The organism is Blastocatellia bacterium (genome assembly GCA_016713405.1).
Lineage (GTDB): Bacteria > Acidobacteriota > Blastocatellia > Chloracidobacteriales > JADJPF01 > JADJPF01.
The window spans coordinates 239191-263737 of the sequence record JADJPF010000006.1 but is presented as its reverse complement, the minus strand read 5'-3'; the positions used below and the strand labels follow the sequence as shown (position 1 = coordinate 263737).

Annotated in this window: 21 protein-coding genes and 1 pseudogene; 10 read left to right on the top strand and 12 right to left on the bottom strand. The window is 33.8% G+C overall.

Annotated features, from left to right (window positions below):
• Positions 1 to 115: 115 nt before the first annotated feature.
• From IPK14_10065 to IPK14_10045, 5 genes are all read left to right on the top strand, one after another.
• A complete protein-coding gene (locus IPK14_10065) occupies positions 116 to 1954 on the top strand; it encodes a hypothetical protein (protein ID MBK7993745.1) in 1839 nt (612 codons plus the stop codon).
• Positions 1927 to 2169, top strand: coding sequence for a hypothetical protein (locus IPK14_10060; GenBank protein MBK7993744.1), 243 nt, complete (start codon positions 1927 to 1929; stop codon positions 2167 to 2169). The genes IPK14_10065 and IPK14_10060 overlap by 28 nt, the downstream gene beginning before the upstream one ends.
• Positions 2170 to 2373: 204 nt before the next feature.
• The gene (locus IPK14_10055; GenBank protein MBK7993743.1) at positions 2374 to 2880 is read left to right on the top strand and encodes a hypothetical protein; all 507 of its coding nucleotides are present in this window, start codon (positions 2374 to 2376) and stop codon (positions 2878 to 2880) included.
• 16 nt (positions 2881 to 2896) lie between these two features.
• Positions 2897 to 3253 (top strand): hypothetical protein, encoded by a 357-nt coding sequence (locus IPK14_10050; GenBank protein ID MBK7993742.1) that lies wholly within the window; start codon positions 2897 to 2899, stop codon positions 3251 to 3253.
• Positions 3175 to 3771, top strand: a complete 597-nt coding sequence (locus IPK14_10045) for a mechanosensitive ion channel (protein MBK7993741.1) — start codon at positions 3175 to 3177, stop codon at positions 3769 to 3771. The genes IPK14_10050 and IPK14_10045 overlap by 79 nt, the downstream gene beginning before the upstream one ends.
• A 17-nt stretch (positions 3772 to 3788) precedes the next feature.
• Here IPK14_10045 and IPK14_10040 read toward each other — a convergent pair whose 3' ends face one another.
• The 9 genes and pseudogenes from IPK14_10040 to IPK14_10000 form a co-directional block, all read right to left on the bottom strand.
• On the bottom strand, positions 3789 to 4367 hold the full coding sequence (locus IPK14_10040) for an alpha/beta hydrolase (protein MBK7993740.1): 579 nt from the start codon (positions 4365 to 4367) through the stop codon (positions 3789 to 3791).
• Complete coding sequence (locus IPK14_10035) at positions 4336 to 4683, bottom strand: hypothetical protein (protein ID MBK7993739.1); 348 nt, start codon at positions 4681 to 4683, stop codon at positions 4336 to 4338. The genes IPK14_10040 and IPK14_10035 overlap by 32 nt, the downstream gene beginning before the upstream one ends.
• A gap of 92 nt (positions 4684 to 4775) precedes the next feature.
• Entirely contained in the window at positions 4776 to 7208 is a 2433-nt protein-coding gene (locus IPK14_10030) for an ABC transporter permease (GenBank protein ID MBK7993738.1), read from the bottom strand.
• Positions 7209 to 7401: 193 nt separating this feature from the next.
• Positions 7402 to 11268 carry a protein kinase gene (locus IPK14_10025; protein MBK7993737.1) on the bottom strand — a complete coding sequence of 1289 codons (3867 nt, stop codon included), beginning with the start codon at positions 11266 to 11268 and terminating at the stop codon, positions 7402 to 7404.
• A gap of 375 nt (positions 11269 to 11643) precedes the next feature.
• Positions 11644 to 13761 (bottom strand): annotated as a pseudogene (locus IPK14_10020) (S9 family peptidase).
• 21 nt (positions 13762 to 13782) lie between these two features.
• The gene (locus IPK14_10015) at positions 13783 to 14292 is read right to left on the bottom strand and encodes a PaaI family thioesterase (GenBank protein ID MBK7993736.1); all 510 of its coding nucleotides are present in this window, start codon (positions 14290 to 14292) and stop codon (positions 13783 to 13785) included.
• A 29-nt stretch (positions 14293 to 14321) separates the two neighbouring features.
• The gene (locus tag IPK14_10010) at positions 14322 to 14945 is read right to left on the bottom strand and encodes a TlpA family protein disulfide reductase (GenBank protein MBK7993735.1); all 624 of its coding nucleotides are present in this window, start codon (positions 14943 to 14945) and stop codon (positions 14322 to 14324) included.
• Positions 14946 to 14986: 41 nt separating this feature from the next.
• Complete coding sequence (locus tag IPK14_10005; GenBank protein MBK7993734.1) at positions 14987 to 15973, bottom strand: alpha/beta fold hydrolase; 987 nt, start codon at positions 15971 to 15973, stop codon at positions 14987 to 14989.
• A 126-nt stretch (positions 15974 to 16099) separates the two neighbouring features.
• The gene (locus IPK14_10000; GenBank protein ID MBK7993733.1) at positions 16100 to 16699 is read right to left on the bottom strand and encodes a molybdenum cofactor guanylyltransferase; all 600 of its coding nucleotides are present in this window, start codon (positions 16697 to 16699) and stop codon (positions 16100 to 16102) included.
• Positions 16700 to 16818: 119 nt separating this feature from the next.
• Here IPK14_10000 and IPK14_09995 point away from each other — a divergent pair, with 119 nt between their 5' ends.
• The 4 genes from IPK14_09995 (at position 16819) to IPK14_09980 (ending at position 19897) form a co-directional block, all read left to right on the top strand.
• The gene (locus IPK14_09995) at positions 16819 to 17406 is read left to right on the top strand and encodes an orotate phosphoribosyltransferase (protein ID MBK7993732.1); all 588 of its coding nucleotides are present in this window, start codon (positions 16819 to 16821) and stop codon (positions 17404 to 17406) included.
• An 18-nt stretch (positions 17407 to 17424) separates the two neighbouring features.
• Positions 17425 to 18156 carry a tRNA pseudouridine(38-40) synthase TruA gene (gene truA / locus IPK14_09990; protein MBK7993731.1) on the top strand — a complete coding sequence of 244 codons (732 nt, stop codon included), beginning with the start codon at positions 17425 to 17427 and terminating at the stop codon, positions 18154 to 18156.
• A gap of 116 nt (positions 18157 to 18272) precedes the next feature.
• Complete coding sequence (locus IPK14_09985; protein ID MBK7993730.1) at positions 18273 to 19076, top strand: isoprenyl transferase; 804 nt, start codon at positions 18273 to 18275, stop codon at positions 19074 to 19076.
• Positions 19073 to 19897, top strand: coding sequence for a phosphatidate cytidylyltransferase (locus tag IPK14_09980; protein ID MBK7993729.1), 825 nt, complete (start codon positions 19073 to 19075; stop codon positions 19895 to 19897). Before IPK14_09985 ends, IPK14_09980 begins: the two co-directional genes overlap by 4 nt.
• Positions 19898 to 19902: 5 nt before the next feature.
• On the opposite strand, the gene pfkA is transcribed toward IPK14_09980, so the two are convergent.
• Positions 19903 to 20874 (bottom strand): 6-phosphofructokinase, encoded by a 972-nt coding sequence (pfkA, locus tag IPK14_09975; GenBank protein MBK7993728.1) that lies wholly within the window; start codon positions 20872 to 20874, stop codon positions 19903 to 19905.
• Positions 20875 to 21098: 224 nt separating this feature from the next.
• On the opposite strand from pfkA, the gene IPK14_09970 reads away from it, so the two are divergent.
• On the top strand, positions 21099 to 21884 hold the full coding sequence (locus IPK14_09970) for an energy transducer TonB (protein MBK7993727.1): 786 nt from the start codon (positions 21099 to 21101) through the stop codon (positions 21882 to 21884).
• A 54-nt stretch (positions 21885 to 21938) separates the two neighbouring features.
• Here the strand turns inward: IPK14_09970 and IPK14_09965 are convergent, their stop codons facing one another.
• Entirely contained in the window at positions 21939 to 22910 is a 972-nt protein-coding gene (locus tag IPK14_09965; protein MBK7993726.1) for a COX15/CtaA family protein, read from the bottom strand.
• Between the two features lie 19 nt (positions 22911 to 22929).
• Complete coding sequence (locus tag IPK14_09960; GenBank protein ID MBK7993725.1) at positions 22930 to 24534, bottom strand: mucoidy inhibitor MuiA family protein; 1605 nt, start codon at positions 24532 to 24534, stop codon at positions 22930 to 22932.
• Positions 24535 to 24547: the final 13 nt, after the last annotated feature.

Genomic DNA, 24547 nt, shown 5'->3' with positions numbered 1-24547 from the left:
TTAAGGCTTAATGGTTAGTTATATAGCCATTAAGCCTTAGTTTTTATTAGAATGTTTATCTTGATTTATCTTATTAGCTAGTAAACTATAAATCATTTTTTAGAAGGTTAAGATTATGTCAAGTTCCTTTGCTGAATCTTGGAATAGATTTACAGATCTTTTGCAAAAATTTAATAAAGATTTAGTAATTGAACTAGAGTATTGTTATAGAGATATTGAAAAAATTATAAAGCTACAAATCAGTCAAGAACTACCAAATTTAAGCCAAGAAACGCCTAGTTTAGAACAGTTTTTAGATATCTATCAAGAAACAAAACAAAATTTTTTTATTAATATTATTGCTGAATGGGAAAAAAAACGTCCTTATAAACGTGCTTTGATTGCGGTAGAAAGTTATGAGAAAAAAATCCAAGAACTAATTAATAGCTTACCTAATAGCTTAACTACAACTAATAACGAAGTTTTGCTAGTAATTAGCATAGTTTCTACAAAAACTTGGAAACATAAAATAGCAACATTAAGTAAAAAAGAAAAAACACTTGCTTTTAAGGGCTGTGTGGCTGAAAAGTTAGAGGGAATTTATCCTGCTCAAGCAAGTTTGTTAGGTCGCTATTTTCAAGCACTAGCAAAACTTATAGAAAAGCTAAAAGACTGTTGGGACAATACTTATCACACATTATCAAATACTATTTTACAAAAAACGGTATTTACTAAGAATCTAACTGATATAAAATTCATTACAGCAAAATTAGTAAGAGAATGTCAGCAAGCTATTAGTAAATTTAATAAACTTTATGAAAATTTAACTAAGCAAATTACTGATAATATTTTAACTAGTTTAATTTTTGGAAGTAAAAAATATAAATCTAATAATTCTAAGTATAAAGAACAATGTAGTGCTAATTTATTTTACTGGTCAAAGTTGATAGAGTCTGTAGAAACAGATTTAAGGCTTGAACAGAAAATACAAAGTAGCGAGCTAAAAACTTTTTATTATCTGCAAGCTATTTTAAATAATACACTTCAAGAGCGAACAAGCGTCTTAAATGAGCTAGACCAAGCAATTCATTGGTTAAAAGAACAGAAAGAATTTAATAATAAATTTCCTTTGCCTTCAGCAAACATAATACCAACAGCTAGCCGATTACAAGAATTTGAGACTACTTTACAAAACCATTTGCAAATACTTCCTGTTACTTGTGAAGTGATAACGAAGTTTTCTAGTCTTCCCCCACGCAAATTAAAATTAAACCAACTTTATCCACAAAATAAATTTCATGACTCATTTTTGCGCAGAGGAAAAGAAAAGCTTTTTGCTATATTGACAAATATTGAAAGTCAACATCGTAAAATCACCCAATATGTTGAACAAGCTAGAGAGGTTGTATCATTTAATTTACAGATAGCTCAAATAGAAAATTCTTTTGAAGTAATCCAAGAAGCCTTACAAAATGCTTTATCTCTGCTAGAGTTTTGTCGCCAAGAAGCAACTGATTGGTATAGCCAAGTTAATAAGGAAATGTTGCAAACTGTAGTGGAATTTTATGCAGAAGGTAGAATTCTTTTAAGCCAAGATAGAATAGGTATATTAACTTATTTAGCTCAACAAAATATCAAGCATTTATTACCTATAGTCAAAGAAAAAGCCTTACTTAATAGTAAAAAATTTATACAAAGCTTAAAAATTTATACTAAATATGTGTTTGAAAATTGGCTGATTTCCATAGGTTGGATGAGGGAGCCTGTAACTGGGGAGTCTACAGTAAAAATAAGAGCATTTTTACCAAAAGAATTTTCTATTGATACTCAAAACTTGTCTTTACCAGCACTTTATAAACATCTTTTTCGCTTTGAGGCTGTAGAAGATCCTAGGTTTTTAGTTGGTAGAGAAAAAGATATTCGTGTTTTAGAAGAAGCCAAAAAAATGTGGGAAAAGCTAATGCAGTTTCTATAGTTATTGTTGGAGAACGAGGTAGTGGTAAAACTAGTTTAATTAATTGTGCTGTAAAACAAATATTTAAGGGTGACATAGAAATAATTCAAGATGAATTTCAAGGACGCATTATAAAAGAAGAAGAATTACAACTATTTTTATCACAATTAATTAAAGTTAATAACATTAACTTACTAGAGCAAAGTCTATTAGAAAATAGACGAATTATTATTTAAGAGGAGACAGAGCGTTTATTTTTACGTCAAGTTGGGCATTATGGAGCATTAAAAGCTCTTCAACGGCTGATTACAATAACAGCTAAAACTACTTTATGGATTTTATGTATTAATAAAACTGCGTTTGATTTACTTAATGTCACAATAAATTTAGGACAAACCTTTTCACATCAAATAAATATGGGTGTGGCTAGTAAAAAAGTTATGAAAAGTGCAATTATGTTACGTCATAATTTATCTGGTTTAAGATTAAAAATAAATAAACCTCCAAAACAAGGTAATTTCCTAGAAAGATTAAGTAGAAAATATCTTAATTCTGAAAATTCAGAAGCTATATTTTTCAATAGTTTAGAAGAAGAATCTGGAGGAATTTTTCGTGCAGCATTTAAGATTTGGCTAGGACATATTGATTCAATACAAGCAGGACTACTAACAATGAAAGCTATAATCAAACCTGATAGAAGTGCATTAATAGAAGATCTTGATTTAGAAAATTTATTTACGTTAGTAGCAATACTTCAACATGGAAGTTTAACTTATGAAGAACATTCCATTATTTTTCAATCTAATGTGGCTAAAAGTAAATTACAAATTCATGCGTTGATAGATAGGCAAATTGTTGAACTAGAACCAAACCGAGCAGGTTATAGAGTTTCGGCTGATGCAATGCCTGTAGTTAAAGAATTACTTTACCGACGTAATTTAATTTAAGGAAATAGGAGTATTTATGATTAGTAATCAGTTTTTCCTTTTTCTACAAGATACACAAAGCCCTTTGGATATGTTATTTAGTATATCTCCTATATCTATATTAAATGCAATTCTTACAATAGCTGTAATTTACCTAATTATTAGGCTTAGTGATGCTTTAGCCTCTGTTTTAAGTAATCGTGCGCCAAGAGCAAGATTTTTCTTTAAGATGGCAGCTACTATTGTGCGGTTTTCTGTTCTTTTTGTTGGTGGTACTTTGATAGTGGCTATTTTTGCTCCTTCGCAACAAACTTTATTTGCTGTGTTGGCTTCTGCTGGGTTGGCTTTAGGTTTAGGTGCGCAGGATTTAATAAAAATATTATTGGTGGATTAGTAATTTTAATTGATAGACCTTTTCAGTTAGGGGACTTAGTTAAAATAGGTGATGCTTATGGCGAAGTTGTTCATATTGGACTACGTAGCACTAAATTAATTACCCAATATGATACAAAAGTAACAATTCCTAATACAGATATATTAAATGGGCAAGCTTGGAATTCTAATTCTGGTGTACCTGATTGTCAGGTAGTAACAGATATATTTTTACCACACGATGTAGATCCAGTTAAAGCAGTAGAAATTGCTTATGAAGCAGCTTATAGCTCTCCTTATCTACTTTTAGCTAAACCTGTTGTTGTACTGTTACAAGATAAGCTTGCTCCACAACCTTTTGTTCTGGTACGTATTAGGGCTTATGTTTATGACCATCGCTTTGAGCTTGAATTTCAAACAGATATTACAGTTCGAGCTAAAGCAGAGTATTTACGCCAAGGTTTAATAAATTGGAATAAATATAATTTATCAAAAAATTTTCTAGAATCTTCTGATGATCAAATGAATGCTATTTCATAACTACTAGTTTTGTAGCATTAATTTTTACTTCCTAAAACTTGCCAGTAAAAAATAAAAGCTGGTTCGCTACGAGCAAGTAAAAACGACCATCCATGCTCACCTACAACAAAATGAAAGTCATGCTTTATTTTAGCTTCAGTTAAAATACTGTCTAATAATTGATTAGCTCGCTCAAAACCATATCTATCTTGCTGTCCTATGTCAAAATAAATCTGTAAATTTTTTAACTTAGCAGCATTAGCTTTTGCTAAATAAAGAGGGTTATTTTGTTGGAAATGCTGATTATCTGGTGGGTTGCCATAAAGCTGAGTTGCTATTTCATAACGATATTTAGCCCTTGTGTCTTTTGGCGAGGAAGCAGGTTTTGGCAGTTCCTCAAAAAGTGCTGCACAATGAGCAGCAACACCTATAAAAAGTTCTGGATGCTTAAAAGCTATCAACAATGCTCCATAACCGCCCATAGAAATACCTGCTATCATTCTTTGTTTAGGAATTGTACGGTAGGTTTTATCTACAAAAGGAATAAAATCTTTTACAATTGCATCTTCATAACGAAGCCCCGTTTTAGCATTTGAGATAAAAACTATTTGCTCCATAAGGTAGAGCAATAATATATTCCCCAACTTTATTAGCTTTTCTTAGTTCATCTAACTTAGCTTGTATTCCTCGCCCTTCCCAGTCTTTTTCATCATTAAATAAGCCATGTAAAAAAATAACTATTGGATAACGTCGGCTAGGATTTTTACTATATGACTCAGGTAGTGAAATAGCAAAATCAACTTCTGTTGATAAACTAGCAGAATAAAACTTGCTGTATTGAACTTGGCTAGATGTATTAGCTAAAACACTAGCTGTTAGAGCAAAAAAACATAAACAAAGAAAAACAAGTGATTTTAAGTAGTTAATGAGCATATAACGTAATATTACTAGAAACAAAACTTCTTAAATTAGCTTTTTGCATCATAGCACAGGAATTTTTATAGAAAAACCTCCTCTAACTTTATCTAACTTTGACGAAGAACTATCATAGGGTCAGTTTTTGCTGCTCTTATTGCTGGAATTAAACAAGCAACTAAAGCAATCAGGGTTAGCAACACTAAAACAATAATAAAAGTAAGTGGGTCAGTCGCACTAACACCATAAAGCAGGCTAGAAAGAAATTTAGTAAGGCTATAAGCAGCAATTAGTCCTAACCCTAACCCTACAGCTACTAGTTTCATAGCCTGACCAACAATCATTTTTAATATGTCGGAAGTCTTTGCGCCAAGAGCTATCCTTATGCCCATTTCGCGGCTACGTTGTGAAACAACATAAGACATAGTTCCATAAATACCTATTGCTGCAAGAATTAAAGCTAATATTGCAAAACTACCTAGAATAGTTGCAGCAATTTTTGCAGGAAATAGAGGAAGATTAAGGTGTTGTTTAAGAGTTTTTACGTCATAAAGCGGAAGAGTTGGATCTAGAGTTTGAATATTTTCTCTTAGAGAACCTAAAACGTTTTCAGGGTTGCTTTTAGTTTTAATAATTAAAGTAGCTGGTGCAGTATAATTTCTTAGTATTGGTAAATAGATAGCCAGTTTTTGTTCTTCATTAAGACTATTATATTTTCCATCTGCGCATACTCCAATTATTGTCCAATAAGGATTTTCTGGCCCAGAAAAATTAAAGCGTTTACCTATAGCATCTTGACCATAAAAAAAGCGATGTGCAAAAGTTTCATTAACTATTGCTAAGCGGGAATCCTCATTTTTGTCGTTTTCTGTAAAATCACGACCTCTTAAAGAAATTCCCATAGTTTGAAAATAATCTGGGTAAACATTATAAGGAACTGCTAAGGGTAAATCAGTAGATTTAGCTATTGTTTGACCTTCAATATAAATAGAAGTGTTATTAAATTCTATTGATAATGGTAGAACATTTACTAGAGTAGCAGATTCTATTGCAGGCATAGATTTTGCCATATCAAGAGCTTTTGAGTAAAAAATCTTTCCTTTTTCCTTGTCATAACCTTGTAATGTAAGGTCAAATGAAATAGAGGCAACATTGCTTGGCTCAAAGCCTGGACGCAGGGTTTGAGCTTTCTCTAAGCCATGAATTATTAACCCAGAACTTACTAAAAGTAATAGAGATAGCGCAATTTGAGCAATAACTAGCAAATTACGTAGCCAGGAGCGACTAAACTTCCCTATAGATATCTCATCCTTTAATGCAGCTATTAAATCTGTTTTAGAAGCTTGTAAAGCTGGAAGTAACCCAAAAAATATACCTGTAAAAATAGATAAAACAAAAGTAAAGCTTACAACACGCCAATCTATTGCTAGATTAAATACTATAGGAATATCTGTAGGTAGCTTAAACTTAGCTACAAAATCATTAATCCAAAAAGATAAAATTAGACCTAAGCTTCCGCCAACTATTCCAAGCAATAGACTTTCGGTTAGCATTTGCTTGATTAGCTGAAAGCGAGTTGCACCTAAAGCTATTCTTACTGCAATTTCTTTACGTCTTTCTGTGGCACGTGCTAACAACAAGTTTGCTAAATTTACACAAGCAATTAAAACAACTATTCCCACAACAGACATTAAGATCCAGGAAAAAGCTATAACAGACTCTCTAATTTCTGGAATAAAAAGGCCCGGAGTTGCTAGTTTAATTCCACGACCTTGATTATCGTTTGGATATTCTTCTGCTAGACTTTGCATTATTGATTGAAGTACAGATTCAGCTTGTTGGGAGGGAAGTTTTAGCCGGCCAATAGCAAAAATATTGTCATTAGTACGGCTTTCTATCAAATCTCCTAAAGGCTCAATTTGTTTAGCCATCATCATAGGAGCAAAAATTTCTGCATTATAAGAAACTTCTGTTCCAACAAAATCTTTTGGAGCAACACCAATTACAGTATATTTATTGCCATTAATAAGAACTTGTTTATCAATAATTTGTGGATCTGCACCAAATTTTGTTTGCCAACAACTATAACTTATTACAATTACTGGATATGTGCCAGGTGTTAAATCTTCTTCAGAACTAAACCAACGCCCTTGACTAGGTTTTATTCCTAGAACATCAAAATAATTTCCAGAAACCAAATAACCCCAAAGTCTTTTATTTTGCCCTTGATGATTCATACTTAAGGGAACAAATCTATAAGCCGCCAGATCTATAGCATGTTTTCCTCTATCCCTAATATCTTTATAGTTTAAGTAAGAAAAAATTGTATCCACTTTGCCTTGTTGGATTGTTCCATAAATAATTCTTAGCTCTTCTGGCTTATCAACTGGTAATGGGCGAAGTAGTGCAGTATTAACCAAACTAAAAATAGACGCATTAGCACCAATACCCAAAGCTAAAGAAATTATGGCTATTAAAGCAAATGTAGGAGTTTTTCTTAAACGGCGAATAGCAAAACGAATATCTTGGATAATTTGGTACATAAGATTTATTCCCTTGTGTAAATGTGATTAGAGTAGACAAATATTATGCCAAATAAGTTTTTTATAAGTTATTGAATTTCTTATTGATAGAGAATTGCATACTAACCATAAGGTAATTTCTGTCCGATTTTAAAATAAAAATATCCCAAAAATGGGATTTTGGAAAAGAAATTAAATAAATAGACTTTAATTGTTATTCCCAATGTCCGGGAATTAGCATATCTGCTATGCTGGCTACATTTTTAATGGTTTGGTTGTTTAACCATTCAGAAGCTTTTTGTTTTAAGTTTTCACCTTTGCTATCACCCATCAATTGACCTCGACGATAACAAGCACAATAAGCATAAAGATACATATCTACGGCAATTAACTTAGTTTCAGCTTGTTCTAACTGTAAAATTGCAGTGGCTTTGTCTGCGGTTTGAACTGAGATCATAGCGTAAATAAGTTGGGCAAGTGGCATTGCCCAAGCTACTTGACGATTTTCTATTTCTTGAGCGTCTTGTTTTGCTAAAACAAAAAACTTGTCTTTTTCGTCGCTCTCTAAAGCAATGGCTAAAGCACATCGTGCGTGTAAATAAAAAGTTTCTAGTAAAAATACTTCTACTCTTAATAACAAAGATTCTGTTAATTTAGACCAAGATTTATCTACCATTTCCCATGCTTTTACTGCTTGCTGGTTGTAAAGTGCAATCTCAATATTAGCAAATAAACTCCAGTAATGTTGCATATAAAAACTTTCTTGTGACCAGTTGTTAATAGCTTCTTTTACTTGTTTTTCTGCAATATTTGGTAGATCGTCTGCTAGTGGGACAATATAAAATCTGGAATAAATTAAGGCTACTACCCAAAGATTGCTTCTTTCCTGTACTTCTTTTAATAAACTTGGTAGCTGATAAGCAATTTCTTTAATCTCTCCTAAGTAATATAAAGCTCGTAATAGATAAAGCTTAGTAGCATCTATTTCCCAAGGAACATTAGCGCACTGTTCCCGGAAAATTTTTTCGGCCTCTCTCATAAATTGACAGGTTTCTTTCCACTTACCATTAAAATAAGAAATAGAACCTATTACTAATTTATATAAACCTAAAGTATGTATATTAGGAGATTTAGTTAATAGTTTATCTAGATATTCAACTATTTCAAATACATTATTTAAGACTGCTTTACCGCCAGCAGCACGATGTCCTACTTCCATAGCAAGAGCGCGGGAAATTCTATAAATCTCTCCACTTTCTAAAGCTAATAATAAATGTCGTGCTTGAAATTCTGCTGCTCGAATTGTATCAATAAACGTAAGACCGATAACAATTGACCAACAAGCATCTATAGATAATTTTTCTTCTGTGGAAAGTTCTGATTCTGCTCTTTTGCTAAAATTAAAACCACGAGTAGAAATTTCTGTTCGTGTAGCAAGCATAGAACTAAAAGCTTCTTGGGGTGTAGTAGGAAGTTGCATTCCTAAAGCGTTAAGTATTGTATTAAATAAAGATAAGCCTTCTGTAATTAAGCCTGAAACTAAGAATTGTTCTGCTGCACGACGTTGTAAATCTAGCCATTCTTCTACTTCTGCTTCTTCAGAGGCTAGCAGAAAGACTTGTGCGGCTTCTGCTCCACGTCCAACACAGGAAAGAACGGTGGCTAGTTTAACTTGTAAAGTTTTAAGACTTTCTACAGCAGTATCTTTATTATATAAATTAATACAAATTTGGTAGAAATGAGCAGCTTGTTCAAAGGCTAATGCTTGTCGGGCTTTATCTCCAGCAATCAGCGCATATTTAGCAGTTTTTTCTAAATCGCTAGATTGTAAAAAATGGACTACTAAAATTTCTGGATCAATACTAGTAAAAGCTTCTAAGGCTAAAGCTAGTTTATGATGATATAGTTGCTTTTCACTAGTTGTTAAATAACGGATGATAGCTTCCCTAATACGGTCATGATAAATTTCTAGCTCATCATTAAAATTTTCCCGAAATCTAATTAAATGTTGTGAGCGTAGAAGCGAAATAGCAGAAAGTTCTTCTTGTTGAAGACCTGCCACCTGTTTAGCTAATTGGCGAAGAATTGGACGACCAGCAATAGCAATTACTTCTAATAAATGTTGGGCTGAGGTTGGAAGGTGCAAAATACGTTCATGAATAACTGCTTCTAGTGATTTTACCGCCTCCGTATTTTCTTTAGTCAATCTTAATTTACCAGAAGAAATTAATTCTCCAGTTTTAGTAACTCGTTTATTTGCTGAACCTATAGGAATATGTTGGACAAGTTCAACAATAAAAAATGGGATTCCAGCCGATTCTTCTGCAATTAAATCTGCAAACACAGAAAGAATTTCTTCATTTTCACCTAACAATTTTAATGCTAATTCACGCGATTCTTCTTCGGAAAGTTTATCAACTTCTATATGCCAAGAATTAACTGTTGATTCTTTTGGTAGAGCTAAAAGGGCTTTTAAGAAAACATTATGCTTTTCTTCACTGCGATAAGTAGCAATTAGCAAAATTGATGGAGGATCTGGAGGGCGGAAAACTTCTTGAACTAATGCAATACTATCTCCATCTCCCCATTGCAAATCATCAATAAATAATACTACTGAATATTTTTGGCTTAAATTAATTAATAGCTGTCGTAAGGCTGTAAAAGCACGACGGCGAAGCTCTTGTGTATCAGGGATTTTAAGGACTTTTTTATATTCTTGGCGAATGGTTGGAATAGATTTTAATACTGGAAAAAGTCGGGTTAAGGCTAAAAAATCATCAGGTAATAACTCAAGTAATAAACTTTCAGATAAAAATTTTAAGTATTGTGCTAGTGAATCTATAAGGCTGTCAAACACCTTGTAGGGCATAGATTCTTGCTCATAACAACGACCGGATAAAATTAAAACATTGGAGTTTAAAGATTTAGTTTGTGCTAAAAAATAGCGTGCTAAAGAGGTTTTACCCATTCCAGAAATACCATAAACATACGCAATTGCTGGGCCAGCAGATTTACTGTGATTAAATGCGGCAGTTAAAGAACTAATATGGCTATTTCTTCCAACAAATACATTTGTAGCAGGTGAAAAACGTTTTGTTAAAGTCGAGCTATTTTTATCCTTAAAGCTTTCTATTATTTCTAGTCCTGTGGGTCGATTTTGTGGGTCTCTTTGAAGTAGAGCTAAACATAGGTCTGCTAAATCTGTTGGTAGACCTTCTACTATTTGATTAGGGGAAACAGGGTCTAAAAATTGCTTTTTGTTTAATATTTCAAATAATTTACCAGAAAAAGGTAATTGTCCAGTCAAAGCTTGATAAAGTATTACACCAAAACTATACCAATCACTTGCAGTAGTAATTGGTAAGCCTGCTGCTTGTTCTGGGGACATATGCGTTGGTGTACCAACTAGGTCAATCTCCAGATTTTCAAGAGTTTGTTCTATCACTAGACCAAAATCTAAAATTACAACTCTTCCAGAATCAGTAACTAAGACATTAGAAGGTTTTAAGTCTCGATGTAGCTTACCGATTTTATGAAGTGCGTGAATACCTGCTGCTAATTGTTTTAAGGCTTCTCTTAGTCGATCTATTACGCCAGGTGTAATAGCAATCTTTCTTGGAGAGTTAGTAGTGTTAGTAGAGCTTACTTGATGAATTTTTGGTATATTTTTTGATACAGTTGATTTATTAATTGTTGTTGTAGCAGCATCTAAGATAGTTTGTTGAGAAGAATTATTAGATAGATTACTATGTTTATTTTTTCCATAAACATAATCAATAAAGCTAACACCATCAATTAGTTCCATAGTAAAAAAACATTGATTTCCATCAGAAATTAGCTCATAAAGATCAACTAAATTAGGATGGTTAACTTCAGCTAATGCACGAAATTCTTGCTTAAATCTATAAAGAGCTTCAGAATTTTGCTCATAAAGAACTTTACGTAATTTTTTTAAGGCAACTACACTATTATTGATTTGGTCATAGACTTGATAAACAACTCCAAAAGTCCCTGAGCCTATTAAGTTTTGAATTAAAAATCTATTAGTTCCAAGAAAATCTTCAGATTTTATAAGAGACATAAATTAAAAGCTTTCTTCTTGGGTAGTAAAAGTTCACAAGTACGCTAGCCATTAGATTATGCAAAATATAGCATATAAAAAACTACTTAGACTAAATAAAATTAAGGTGAGTTTTGGGAAGCGGTCATCTTGTTTCTATCCTTCAAAATAACCGCTAGTTGTAGAGTTTAGAATTACTTATTACATAATAGTTAAGTCTCTTTAAGCCCTGTAAGGGCGACATAGTCTTTTAATGCTAAGAAAATACTCTGTCGCCCCTCTGGGGCTTTTGGGAATATTATGTTATCATACGTAGGGTTTCAACCCTATATTACCTATCTGTCGCCCCGCTGGGGCTTAAGATTAAAATATCAGAATATTTAAGTTACAGTGTACTTATTGAGCTATACCTAATTGAGTAAGTATAAATGTATAGTTAAAGGCTACTTCCTTAAATCTGTCATAACGACCTGATGCACCGCATAATGCGCCAGCTAAGTTAGTTTTTAGAAGTAATAAATTGTTGTCAGTTTTAGTTACACGAAGTTTTGCTACATATTTAGCTGGTTCCTAATACATTACTTGGCTATCATTTAATGAAGTTTTTACTAAAATATTAGGATAAGCTTTAGCTGCAATGTTAGTGTATGGGCAGTAAGACTTTAAGTAATCATACTCATTTTTCACTTTAGGATTACCCCATTCTAAAAATTCACCTACGGTTAGAGGTAAAGTTTCATCTAACATTGTGTTAATTACGTCAACAAAAGGCACTTCAGCTATAGCTGCTTTAAAGAGTTCTGGACGCATATTAACAACTGCACCTATAAGCAAACCACCTGCGCTACCACCTTGGATTACTATTCGATCTTTACTAGTATATTTTTCATTAATTAGATATTCTGTGACATTAATAAAATCGGTAAAAGTATTACGTTTAAGCATCATTTTACCTTGGTCATGCCAGATTTGACCTAAATCACTACCACCACGAACATGCGCACGGACAAAGATTACTCCACGATCAATTAAACTTAAAGATGCTGAAGAAAATGTAACAGGAGTTGTAGCACCATAAGCACCATAAGCACTTAAAAACATTGGACGAGAGCCATCTTTTACCAAATCTTTTTTATAGACCATTGAAACAGGGATACGCGCACCATCTGTTGCAGTGACAAAGATTCTTTCAGATTTATATTGTGTTGGATCATAACCTCCAATAACTTCATCTTGTTTTAATAATTTACGATCGCGCTTGTCCATATCATAGTCAAAGACTGAGTTAGGAGTAACAAAGGATTGATAAGAAAACCTAAAAATGTTGGTGTCAAATATACGGTTAGCATTACCAAAAACTGAATAAGCTGGCTCAGGAAATTCAATAAAATGAGTTTGTTTATTAGATAGGTTTGAAATAAGAATTTTTTGCAGACCATCTTCACGTTGATAAACTATATAGTGGTTAGCAAAAAACTGCATTCCTTCAAGTTTAACTTTTTCTTTGTGAGGGATTATTTCTTGCCAATTGTTTTTATCAGAATTTTCAATTGCAGAAGTAACTAAACGGTAATTCTTGGCTTCTAGATTTGTAAGAACATAAAAATTTTGTCCGCTATGGTGGTCTAAAGAATATTCATGACCTTCTTCACGTGCTAAGAATACCTTGAAATTGCTATCAGGTTTATTGCTAGGTATATAGCGAACTTCAGTAGTAGTAGAACTACTAGAAACAGAAAAGATATAATCATCACTGCTAGATTTACTTAGACCTAAACCATAGAGTTCATCTTTTTCTTCAAAAACTAGGTCGTCTTTTTCACTACCTAATAGGTGTTTATAAAGTTGATAGGAACGTTTAGTTTGAGGATGTTCTACAACATAAAATAGAGTTTTATTATCTTCTGCCCATAAAACAGTTGTAACACGTTCTCTAGTTTCAGGATAAATTTTACCTGTTTCAAGGTCTTTGATAAAAAGCTGATATTGTCTAAACCCATTATTATCAGTAGTGTAAGCTAATTTTTTTCCATCTGGGCTAATGTCCAAGTCACCTAAAGACATAAATTTCTGACCTTCAGCCAATTTATTTAGGTCTAAGAGGATTTCTTCTTTAGCCTTTGTATCAGCAGCTAGCTTGCGGCAAAGGATTGGATATTGTTTACCTTCTTCTGTTCGGTTGTAATAAAGATAATCCCCTTCACGGTAGGGAACAGAAAGGTCTGTTTCTTTAATTCTACTAACGATTTCTTTATAAAGATTTTGCTCAAATTCTTTATAAGGCTTCATTACAGAATCTGTATAAGCATTTTCTGCTTCTAAATAAGAAATAACTTCAGGATTATTTTTTTCTCTTAACCAGTAATAATTATCTGTTAATGTATCCCCATGTATTTTGTTAATCTTTGGAACTTTTTTAGCTATTGGTGCTGTGATATTACTTTGTGCCATAGTTAAACTAAAACTCCCGAAGGTAATTAAAAAAATAATTAAGAGGAAAAACTTTTTTCTCATACGCCTCCTAATAAAAATAAATTATTTTTCATCTGTCTTCAAAATCATAAAAGTAGCAGTAGCAGTAGCATAAAGCTTGCCTGCGTTATCTAAAAGTTTTCCTTGTGTTACAGATGTTTGTTTACCTAAGTGAATTACTTCACCTTCACAACGTAACAAACCAGATTTTAATGTAATTGCACGAAGGTAATTAACTTTAATCTCTAGTGTAGTACAAAATTTTCCTTTTGGCAGTAAGGAATGGATAGCACAAGCCATAGCAGCATCTAAAACGGTTGCTGCTACGCCTCCATGAACTACACCTAATGGGTTATAGTGGTATTCAGCAGGTTCAAATGTGAATACAGCTTTACCTTCAATTACTTCAGTAAGCTTAAAACTTAAAGAGCTAGCGATAGGAGGGTTTTTTTTAGTTTCAATCATTAATTTTAGAAATGCTAGCCCATCCATTTCTGCTGATATTTTTGCTACTTCAAAAGGATCTTCCCAAGTTACTAGACGACTCCGAGTTTTATTATCTATATTATCCATTAAGCATAATACCTGCTAATTTATAAGTTTTAAGATTGGTTAATTTGTATATTACAATCGGGACAAAAGATTTTTATTATTTCTGTCATTTGTTCTGAGCCTAATTGTCCTACCCAAATACCTTTAATGCTACCGTCTGAACCAAGAGCAATTGTAGTTGGTATGTCAGGAATATGGCAGCCAAAACGTGCATCTACATCAGGCATTACAGCTACCTTAAAAGGTATATTTAGCTCTTTAACACTAAATTCTGTTGCTGCTTTTGGTTGTACGGATAATGCAATAACAGGAATATTACGTTCACGGAAAAAACCGCTATAAAGCGTAGTTATACGAGGCATAGTAGCATGGCAAACAGGGCAACTTGGAGCATAGACCATTAGAAGTTGGCCTTGTTTATCTAAACGTGAGCCAATGGTTAAGTTATTTCCACCAATATCTGTAGTAAGAATTTCTGGTATTAAAAGACCAACCTTAATGTTTTCTTTTTTATCTAGTAAAACGGTATCAGGTTTATTTGTTGTGTTTGTTGGTGTTTGGCTTGTCTGAGGGTTTGTTGTAGAAGGATTGGTTGAATTTTGAGTCTCATTTTGACAGGCTGTAGCCAACAAAAATACTACTAAAAAGAAATAGAAAAAACGTCTTGCTAACATAAATTAAAATTTTCCTAAAAATTAACAATTTCTAATTCTGCTTATTGTTTGTTTTCTGTTCTAGCCGTTGGATCAACAGCTTCTACTGTTGGTGGTAGGGCTGTTAAAAAGAATGTTTGTACTACCGGATCATAAACATCTTGATCACCTTTATAAAGTATATTGATACGGGATTTTGGTACTTCTTCAACTGCTTTAGGCGTAAGTGCTTGATTAAATAATTCTTTAGTAGTTGTTTGTAACTCTTTAGCATCCTTACCAACTATATAGAGTTGATTTACTTCGGCTAAGTTACGCACAGCTTTTTGTGCTGAAGTAGTTCCATATTTTGAAAAAGTTATTTTCATTCCTAGCTCAGCAAAATAAAATAGTAGTGGATTACTTAAGCTAGAAAAATCTTTCATTTTAAGTTCTAAATAACGTCTAACATCTGGATAAACTGCATCAACAGCAACAGCTTTTATTGAAGGATCTTTGCTAGCAGCAACTAAAGAAGCATAAGCACCAAGACTAACCCCAAAAAGTCCTACACGATTTTTGTCAACTAATGGCTCACCATTTGGATCTTTAAGAGTTTTTGCCTGCTCTATTCCTGCAAGTAAATCGTCTACTTCATCATCACCTAAAGAAGTTTGCTCTACAGCACTTTGCCCATGTCCTCTTAAGTCATAAAGCAAGACATGATAGCCAGAACTGTATAACAAGACAGCTAAACTAATTTGGTCAACCATATTTTGACCATAACTATGACTTAGAACAATTAAAGGTGCGCCTTTTGGCCCTTGAAAAAGCCAACCATCTGCTTTGCCTCCGCCTTTTAATGACCAACTAACATCTTGCTTAGTTATAGGGACACCTATTAACTTATAATCCTCTAAGCTTACGGCATAGGTAGTCTTTTGGGGTTTAGTAAGAGATTTTATTGTGTAAAATGTAAGTGACAGCATTAATACTACAAATGCTGTAACAATAGGTAAGACAAATTTACCAACAGTAATAAGAACTTTTTTTTGCTGTCTACTCAGCATTATGGTCTCCAATTTTGGGGAAGATTGATTAGAAATTATTAGCAAGAATTTTGCTAGCCCATTATATCAATTTTTCTTTTATCAAACAAAACTTCACTTCCTTGGAAAACAATAAAAATAAATAATCTAAGACAAATAATGGCTTACTAAATCAAAGTCAGTAGGAGTATTGATATTAGTAAAAAAATGCTCTGCTCCTGGTAAGTCAATAAAATCCTTAAAAAACACTATTTTTGTTTTTACCAAAGAAAATAAATTTTTAGGAGCAAACTTTTTTTGATCAAGCAATGCTAAGATATTCTCTTGACAAGATTTATGGTAAAGAGCGCAAAGCGGTTGTAGTTGTTTATCTTTGTCCATTGGTACACAAACTTGATAATTGTTTCCTTGTTCAATTAAAAAAAGCAGTAATTTACTTGATACAAGAGGCATATCACAAGCAAGGGTAAGTATATAGTCAGTAGTAGAATAATGTAAGGCTGAATAAATCCCCCCCAATGGCCCACAATCAAGGCGCAGGTCTGGATAAGAGGTTACTTTTAGATCGCTATATAGCTCAGGAGTATTGGTAATAATTGAAACATAAGGAGTTATACTTGAAAGGCTTTTTATAGGGTATTCAATTAATTTACGGCCAGCTAAATTTAGTAGGGCTTTATTTTGTCCCATTCTTTGACTTTTACCACCAGCTTGTATAAAGGCAGAAACACATGGCTTGACGGGCATAAAAAAAACCGTTATTGATTGAAATTTCTTAAAAACAAAAGCATTCTAACTGATGAGAAAACAGAAGATAAAGAAAATAATTTTAACTATTAACTTTAAGAAGGGGTTTTTTATTTAAAATGGATCAGTCAAGTGTATTAGAGCTATTTACTGAGCGGGGAGCATTATTATCAGGGCATTTTTTACTAAGTTCAGGGCTACATAGTGCTAAATATTTACAATGTGCCTTGGTGTTGCAATATCCAAAAGATGCAGAAAGTTTGGGAGAGCATTTAGCTAAACGCTTTTATACTCAAAAAATAGATTTAGTGGTTGCTCCTGCTTTAGGTGGTGTAATTATTGGACATGAAGTTGCACGCAATCTTTCAGTAAGAGCAATTTTTACTGAACGTGAAGCAGGACAAATGCAGCTAAGACGAGGTTTTGAAATAAAAGCAGGTGAAAAAGTTTTAGTAATTGAAGATGTTATTACTACAGGTAAATCTACTAGAGAAGTAATTGAAGTAGTAACAAAATTAGGTGGGGAAGTTGTTGGAAATGCTTCTATTATTGACCGTTCAGCAGGTAAGGCTGAACTTCCCTTTATACCAGTGTCTTTAGCCGCTTTAGATGTTGCGACCTACTCGGCGGAAAATTGCCCAATGTGCCAAGAAGGATTACCACTAGTAAAACCAGGTAGCCGGCAAACTTCTGATAAATCCAAGTAAATAGAAAATTAATAATTAATGCGTAATATTAAACTTACCTTACAATATGATGGGACTAATTATTGTGGCTGGCAAATTCAGCCCAATGGAACTACTATTCAGGGAATTTTGACAGAAATATTAAGACGTATAACAAGCGAGAAAATAATATTACATGGTGCAGGCCGTACTGATGCAGGAGTTCACGCTTTTGGACAAGTAGCTAGTTTTTTAACAGAAAAACAGATTGCTTGTGATAAGTTAAAACGTGCAATTAATGGTAATTTACCTTTAGATATTCGTGTTAGCAGTGTTGAAGAAGTCGCACAGGATTTTCATGCTAGATTTTCAGCAAAAGGAAAAAGCTATCGTTATCAAGTTGGGATAGGAGAAATAGTTAGTCCTTTTAAGTATCGTTACTTTTATCATTATCCATATAAATTAAATTTACTTAACTTACAAATAGCAGCTAGTAATTTAATTGGGACACATAATTTTGCTGCTTTTGCTACAGCACCAGAAACACATTCTTGTATCCGCACTATTACTAGTATTGAGATAGAAGAAAAAGAGGATAAGTTAATTTTTCAAGTTTCAGGTAATGGATTTTTGCGTTATATGGTGCGGACAATTGTTGGAACGCTACTAGAAGTTGGGCGAGGCAAGTTAGAGGTAGAGAAAATTATTAAAATCTTACAGTCTCAAGATCGTAGTCAAGCCGGGCCAACGGCCCCGGCTTGTGGTTTAACTTTGCTCAAGGTAGACTACTAGTTTGTCAATTTACAAAATTACAAAAAAATCAAATTTTTTCAGTAACTTGACATCGCACTTTCGCTTTTGGCTTTGATATAATCTTGCGGCCAATCTTAACAGGGAAACATAGGTAAATGTTCGATTTTGAAGGTGTTATTGAACGCGGCTCGCGCGATGAGTTCCTACTTAATCAAATAAACTCAGAAAAAATGCCTCAACATATAGCTATTATTATGGATGGCAATGGTCGTTGGGCGGCTAAACGTGGTCGTCCTCGTGTAGTTGGACATCGTGCAGGTGTGCAAGCTGTACGTGCAACAGTAGAAACAGCAGCAAGGCTAAAACTTAAAGCTCTTACCCTATATGCTTTTTCTGTAGAAAATTGGAAACGCCCTCATTTAGAAGTTGTTACGCTAATGAGCTTGCTAAAAGAATTTTTACGCTCTGAACTTGCAGAAATTAAACGTAATAACATTCGTTTTGTAACGGTTGGACGTACAGAAGAGCTAGATCGCTCAATCCAAAAAGAAATTAAATTTGCTCAAGAACAAACCGCCGCTAATACAGGAATGGTATTAAATATTGCCTTAAATTATGGTGGGCGCAATGAGCTTATAGATGCTTTTCGCAGACTTCATTTAGATTATCTTAAGAATGGGCGCAGTGCTTCAGATATTACTGAACAAGAAATTTCCCGCTATCTTTATACTTCACAACTTCCTGACCCAGATCTACTAATTCGTACTAGCGGGGAAATGCGGATTTCTAATTTTCTTCTTTGGCAAATTGCTTATACAGAAATTTATGTAGTTGATACTTTATGGCCTGACTTCTGCCGCACAAACTTATTTGAAGCAGTAATTGAATATCAAAAACGTGAGCGACGTTATGGAGGTCTGGCCCCAGTTGAGCAGCCTGCCGCAAGGGTGGCAAAATGAAACGGGTTGTTTCAGGACTAGTGCTAGTTTCTTTATTAGGCTTTGCTATTTGGAGTCAAAACCCTTATTACTTCTTAACTTTAGCTGTTATTGTACTTGCATTAGCTCTTTGGGAATTTTTCCAGTTAGCAAAAAAGGTTGGTTCTAACCCTCATCAAATCCAAGGTTATTTAGCTGCTTGTGCAATAGTTTATGCTGTAACCCAAAATAATAATCCAGAAAAAATAATTATCCCTACAATAGTTGTTTTACTTACTACAATGATGATTACTTCTCTTTTTGAAAGTAAAACATCAGAAGATTTTGCTAAGGTTTTAAGCTCTGTTGCTGCTACCTTGTTGGGTGTGTGTTATGTGGTTTTACTAGCTAGCTTTTTACTAGCAGTAAAATTTACTGCTAATCCTTATCCTAAATCTAGCCAACTACTTTCCTTATTTTTTCTAATTATTGTGGCTAGCGATACCGGGGCTTATTACGTAGGTAGAAATTTAGGAAAAAATAAGCTAGTGCCATTAATTTCACCTGGAAAAACTATTGAAGGCTCTATTGGTGGCCTATTTGGTGCAATTATGGCAGCTTTAGTTAGTAAATATACTTTCTTCCCCCAACTACCTTTGCATCATGTACTAATTTTAGCTGTAGTAATGAATATTATTAGTCAGATGGGGGATTTATTTGAGTCGCTGCTTAAACGTGGTGCAGGTGCTAAAGATGCTGCCTCAATAATTCCAGGTCATGGAGGATTGCTAGACCGCTTAGACAGCGTACTTTTTAACGCCCCAATACTTTATTACTACTTCCTTTTTTTACTTCCAAATTAATTAACCTATAAAGACAAAATTTGAGCTAACTTAAATAGCTCCATATCTATAGATTTAGTTTTATTAGCAATTTCTGAAAGCGGGGTAGCTGATATATTACCATTTATCCAACCTACTAAAACACCATGTTGACCTTGACTTAAGTATTCTACAGCACCGGCTCCTAGTCTAGTAGCAAGTATGCGATCAAATGCACCTGGTGAGCCACCACGTTGAACATGTCCTAGTTTAGTAAGCCTTAAGTCAAAACCAAGCCTTTTTCCATGTTCTTTAAAGTAGGCTATTAAACTTTCGGCATTATTTTTTGCTCCTTCAGCTACGACTATCAAAGCATGAGCTTTTCCTCTTTCATAAGAACTATGAATTTGTTCAGCAATTGTTTCTGGATCAAGTTCTGCTTCAGGAATAACTATAGCTTCAGCACCACCAGCAATGCCGGCCATTAGTGCTAAATAGCCACAATTTCTTCCCATCACTTCTAAAAGAAACCCTCTTTTATGAGAAGATGCTGTAGTTTTAAGTCGGTCAATTGCTTCAAGTGCAATATTTAATGCCGTATCAGTACCAATAGTAATATCTGAGCCACACAAATCATTATCAATTGTTGAAGCAATTCCCACAACAGGAAAACCTAGTTGGGAAAGTGAATAAGCTCCAGTTTGTGAACCGTTTCCGCCTATAACTACTAAAGCATCAATTTTATTATCTTTTAATGCTTGCAGAGCTTTTTGCTTTCCTTCTTCATTACGCATTTCTGGGCAACGAGAACTACCTAACATTGTCCCACCTCTTTGAATAATTCCACCTACATCACGCATACCAAGCGGGATAATATTGCCATTCAATAAACCTGTGTAACCATAGCGAATACCAAAAGTTTCCCAACCTTTTTCTAAGCCTGTTCTTACTACTGCACGAATAGCAGCATTCATGCCTGGAGCATCTCCACCACTGGTTAAAACTGCAATTTTTTGGATTTGCATAATTACTTCCTCTTATTTTCTTTTGTGTTAACTTCCTCAGATATTGGTTAATAACTTGCTATTTATTAACCAACGCAATAAACGTGCCATTCTAGCATGCTAAATTTTATTGATAAAGCTTGTTAAAGGTGGCTAAGTTTTGAAGCTTTTTCAAAATTTATATAAAAAACAATTTTTCTGATTCTATTGCTGCTCCTTGTTCTGCTAATTGGAATGAAATGACTGGTAATGACCAAGTTAGATTTTGCCAACAATGTAGCTTAAATGTTTATAACCTTTCTAATATGGCTCAAGACCAAGCAGAAGAATTAATTAGAAATAAAGAAGGTCGTTTATGTGTTAGGTTTTATCGTCGTTCTGATGGCACAATCCTTACTCAAAATTGTCCTGTTGGCCTTCAAGCCTTAAAAAAGAAAATTGCTCGTACAGCAACAGCTATTATTTCAGCCGTGTTAAGTTTTGGAGCAAGCTTTGGGATGTTTAGTTATTTAACTAGCAAAAAAACAACAGAACATCCGCTTATGGGATCCGTTGCGGTTAACTACAACCCTAAAAATAATTATGTACAAGGTGAAATGGCAATTGATACTAATCCAATTCCTAAAGATGAATTAGCTAATAGTAATTCTAATAACTGTTCAACTAAAGAGCCTGAGATGGGAAAAATAGTTATGGGCCGAGTTGCTGCTAATCCAGTAAATGAACCAGTAGTAGAAATGGGTGATGTAGTTATTAAAACTATAGTTATTAATCGTAGTGAAACAGAGTTACGACAAGCAGCCACTACGATTGTTGAGCCAAAAATAGAAAATGATTTTACAGGTCAAGTTATAGTAGAAATTGAAGTTGACCGAGCAGGTAATGTTATAAATAGCCAAATTATTAGCGGTGATGAAAAAGTAAATGATGCTTGTTTAGAGGCTGTTGAGCAATGGAAATTCAACACAAACAAGCTAAGAACAGGTTCAGCTAATGTAAAAGGACAGATTTCATTTAGGCTATAAGCCCCTATATTAGTTACGTAAGAGTATAAATTTATATTCTTACGTAACTATACTTTAATTACTTGCTAAAGACACAGTTTTTAAGTTTGTTTCTTCTACAGGATTAACTTGCCAATCTGCAAGCAAAACATTAGCTCCAAATAAAATTAAAGATAGCCAAACCAAATCAGCTACTAGTAAGTGTACTAATTGAAGCCAAGTAGGGGCAAGTAGAGCAATATTTAAGATGCCCAAACTTATTTGCAGTATTGATAGAGCAACAAATGACCAACCAAACCGCTTTGCCCAAATGCTAGGATATTGCAACATCGCAACTATAACTAAAGAAAGAGAGATACTAACAGAAATTACTGCAATTATAGGATGAAAAATACGTAAGCGGATTAAAAGATGTGCTGTAGGTGAAAGGTCAGCTTTTAGAGCTTGTTCTAAAGAATGAGCAGGAAATAATGTGTCCCCAAGTGCTGCTACAGCCCCACTCATACCTAAAAGCATTATTAATAATAGACAGGCAGTTATACCTAAACTAAGCATTGGACGCGATTTTAACCTTATTGCCGGGCCACCTGATGCCCACCAAGCTGTTAATGTTAATGCTGCTAATAATAAGAATGTATTAACTAAATGAACAGACATAAACATTGCACGAGCAATAGAAGCATTATCGGCTACTAAGCGAAACAAAACTAATCCTGCTCCTACAGCAGCTTCTAAGAGCATAAAGAGCATAGAAAGTTTAGCTCCAAGTCTGACAGGATGTTTTTTCTGATAAAGCCGGTGCGACCAAATCAGCAGTGCTACTACCATTAGTAATGCTACACCACTAGTTAATCTATGGGTAAACTCAATTATGGTTTTTAGCTCTGGGGCTGTTGGAATTATTTCACCATTGCAATCAGGCCAATGACTACCACATCCATCACCCGAACGGCTAGAACGAACATAAGCACCCCAAACAATTACGGCTAAGTTATAACCTAGCACCCCCCATGCATATATTGCTAATTTGTTTAGTTTTAATAACACAGCCAAATCCTTTAATAACTTAATTTAACCCAATTATTGTGTATTCTCTTGGGTGTTCTACTGTAAAAGTAAGAGAAAATTCTTTTTTCTCTCCTGTTTTTAAGTCCAACTCCCATTTTATAACCTGCAAGTCATCTTGTTCAGTAGGTTTTGGAGAAATTTCACTGTTTTTAATCTTTATTTGCTCGTGTGAAGCTATAGGGAGTTGATCAAAAATGCTTATTTTAATTGGCTTAGTTATATTATTAGTAATAGTATTAGTGTAGGTAAAAGTAATACGTTTGCTGCCTCCAAGAAAAGTTTTGCTTACAGTGCGCTGAGTTAGCTTTCTTTCCGCTTTAATTCGGCTATCAACCCCTAGTTGCAATTCAAATTCTTCATTAGGGGCAGTTAATTCTATCTCTGTATTTCCAACAAAATGTGCTTCATGAAAAATATTTGCTTTACCTGCTAAAAATAAATATGGAGAAGTGTTTTTTATTTTTGCTCGTAAATATACTTCGTGTGCTAATTTAGGGACAGTAACATAATCTAAATTAGTTTCCAGAGGAATTATTGCAATAGTTGTTTTATGTGGTGAGCCATCATTAGGAATATCAGTAGATTTTGGCACTCGATAAGTAACAGATGAACCAGAACTATTTGTTTCTATTGTAGTTGTTGATATTTGTGCTGGTTCAGCTAATACGTCTGATAAAGCTAGGTCTTCATCTTCTGAGGATTCTTCTAAACGTCGTCTAACGGCCCCACCAAATGCTGCTAAAGGGCCAGCGGATTTAGCCATTGATTGAGGTGGAGGATATACAGGAGGAGAATAAACCCTTAAGTACCAAGGAGATAATTCTGGAATTGTGCTAGTTGTTGCTACTTGTGCAGTGGAAAGTGACAAGTTAACTTCTTTCCATTCTTCGCCAGTTTGTTGAGTAATACTAGCTAGATAGCTTAAAGTAACCTTATCTTCTATTAATCGAATATCATATAAAGGCTGCCAGGATGCTCCGCTAACTAAATAAAATATATCTAAGAAGATTTCAGCTTCGCTAGACATTTCTACAAAAATTTGTATTTCCCAGCGTAATTTAACATCCTTATTTTGTAATTTATCTAGTTCATATTTGGTTATAGCTATTTGTTTTGCTAAATCACTTTGTTTTTCTTTAAATTCTAGCTCTTGTTTATAAGTATTTTCTAACTCCTGAGTTAAATAATTTAGCGTTTTATCTAAATTCTCTATTGAGTTTTTGTTGTAGCTTATAGACCTTGGGAAAGTTGTTCCAACAGATGTTTGTAGTTGGTTGAGTAAGGATAATTTACCGCTAATTATCTTAGCTTCAGAATTTAACTTTTGTTCTTCTAGTTGTAAATTTTTTAAAACTTTCTCTAGTTCAGCTATTTTAGCTTCTGGAGACTCGCTTAACATTTGTTGGTTTACTTCTACAGCAATAATTTTTAACTCGCTACCTTGCCCATTTACACGTACAGAGTCGGATAAAAAAGTGTCAGGTAGGTTATTGATTACTAAAGTATGGTTTCCACTTGTTAATTTAGTTTTGATCTGACGAGTCACCCTAGCATAGCTAGTATAAACTGTAACACTAGTTATAGTTGTTTCTAAAATAGTCATATTCTACCTAAAA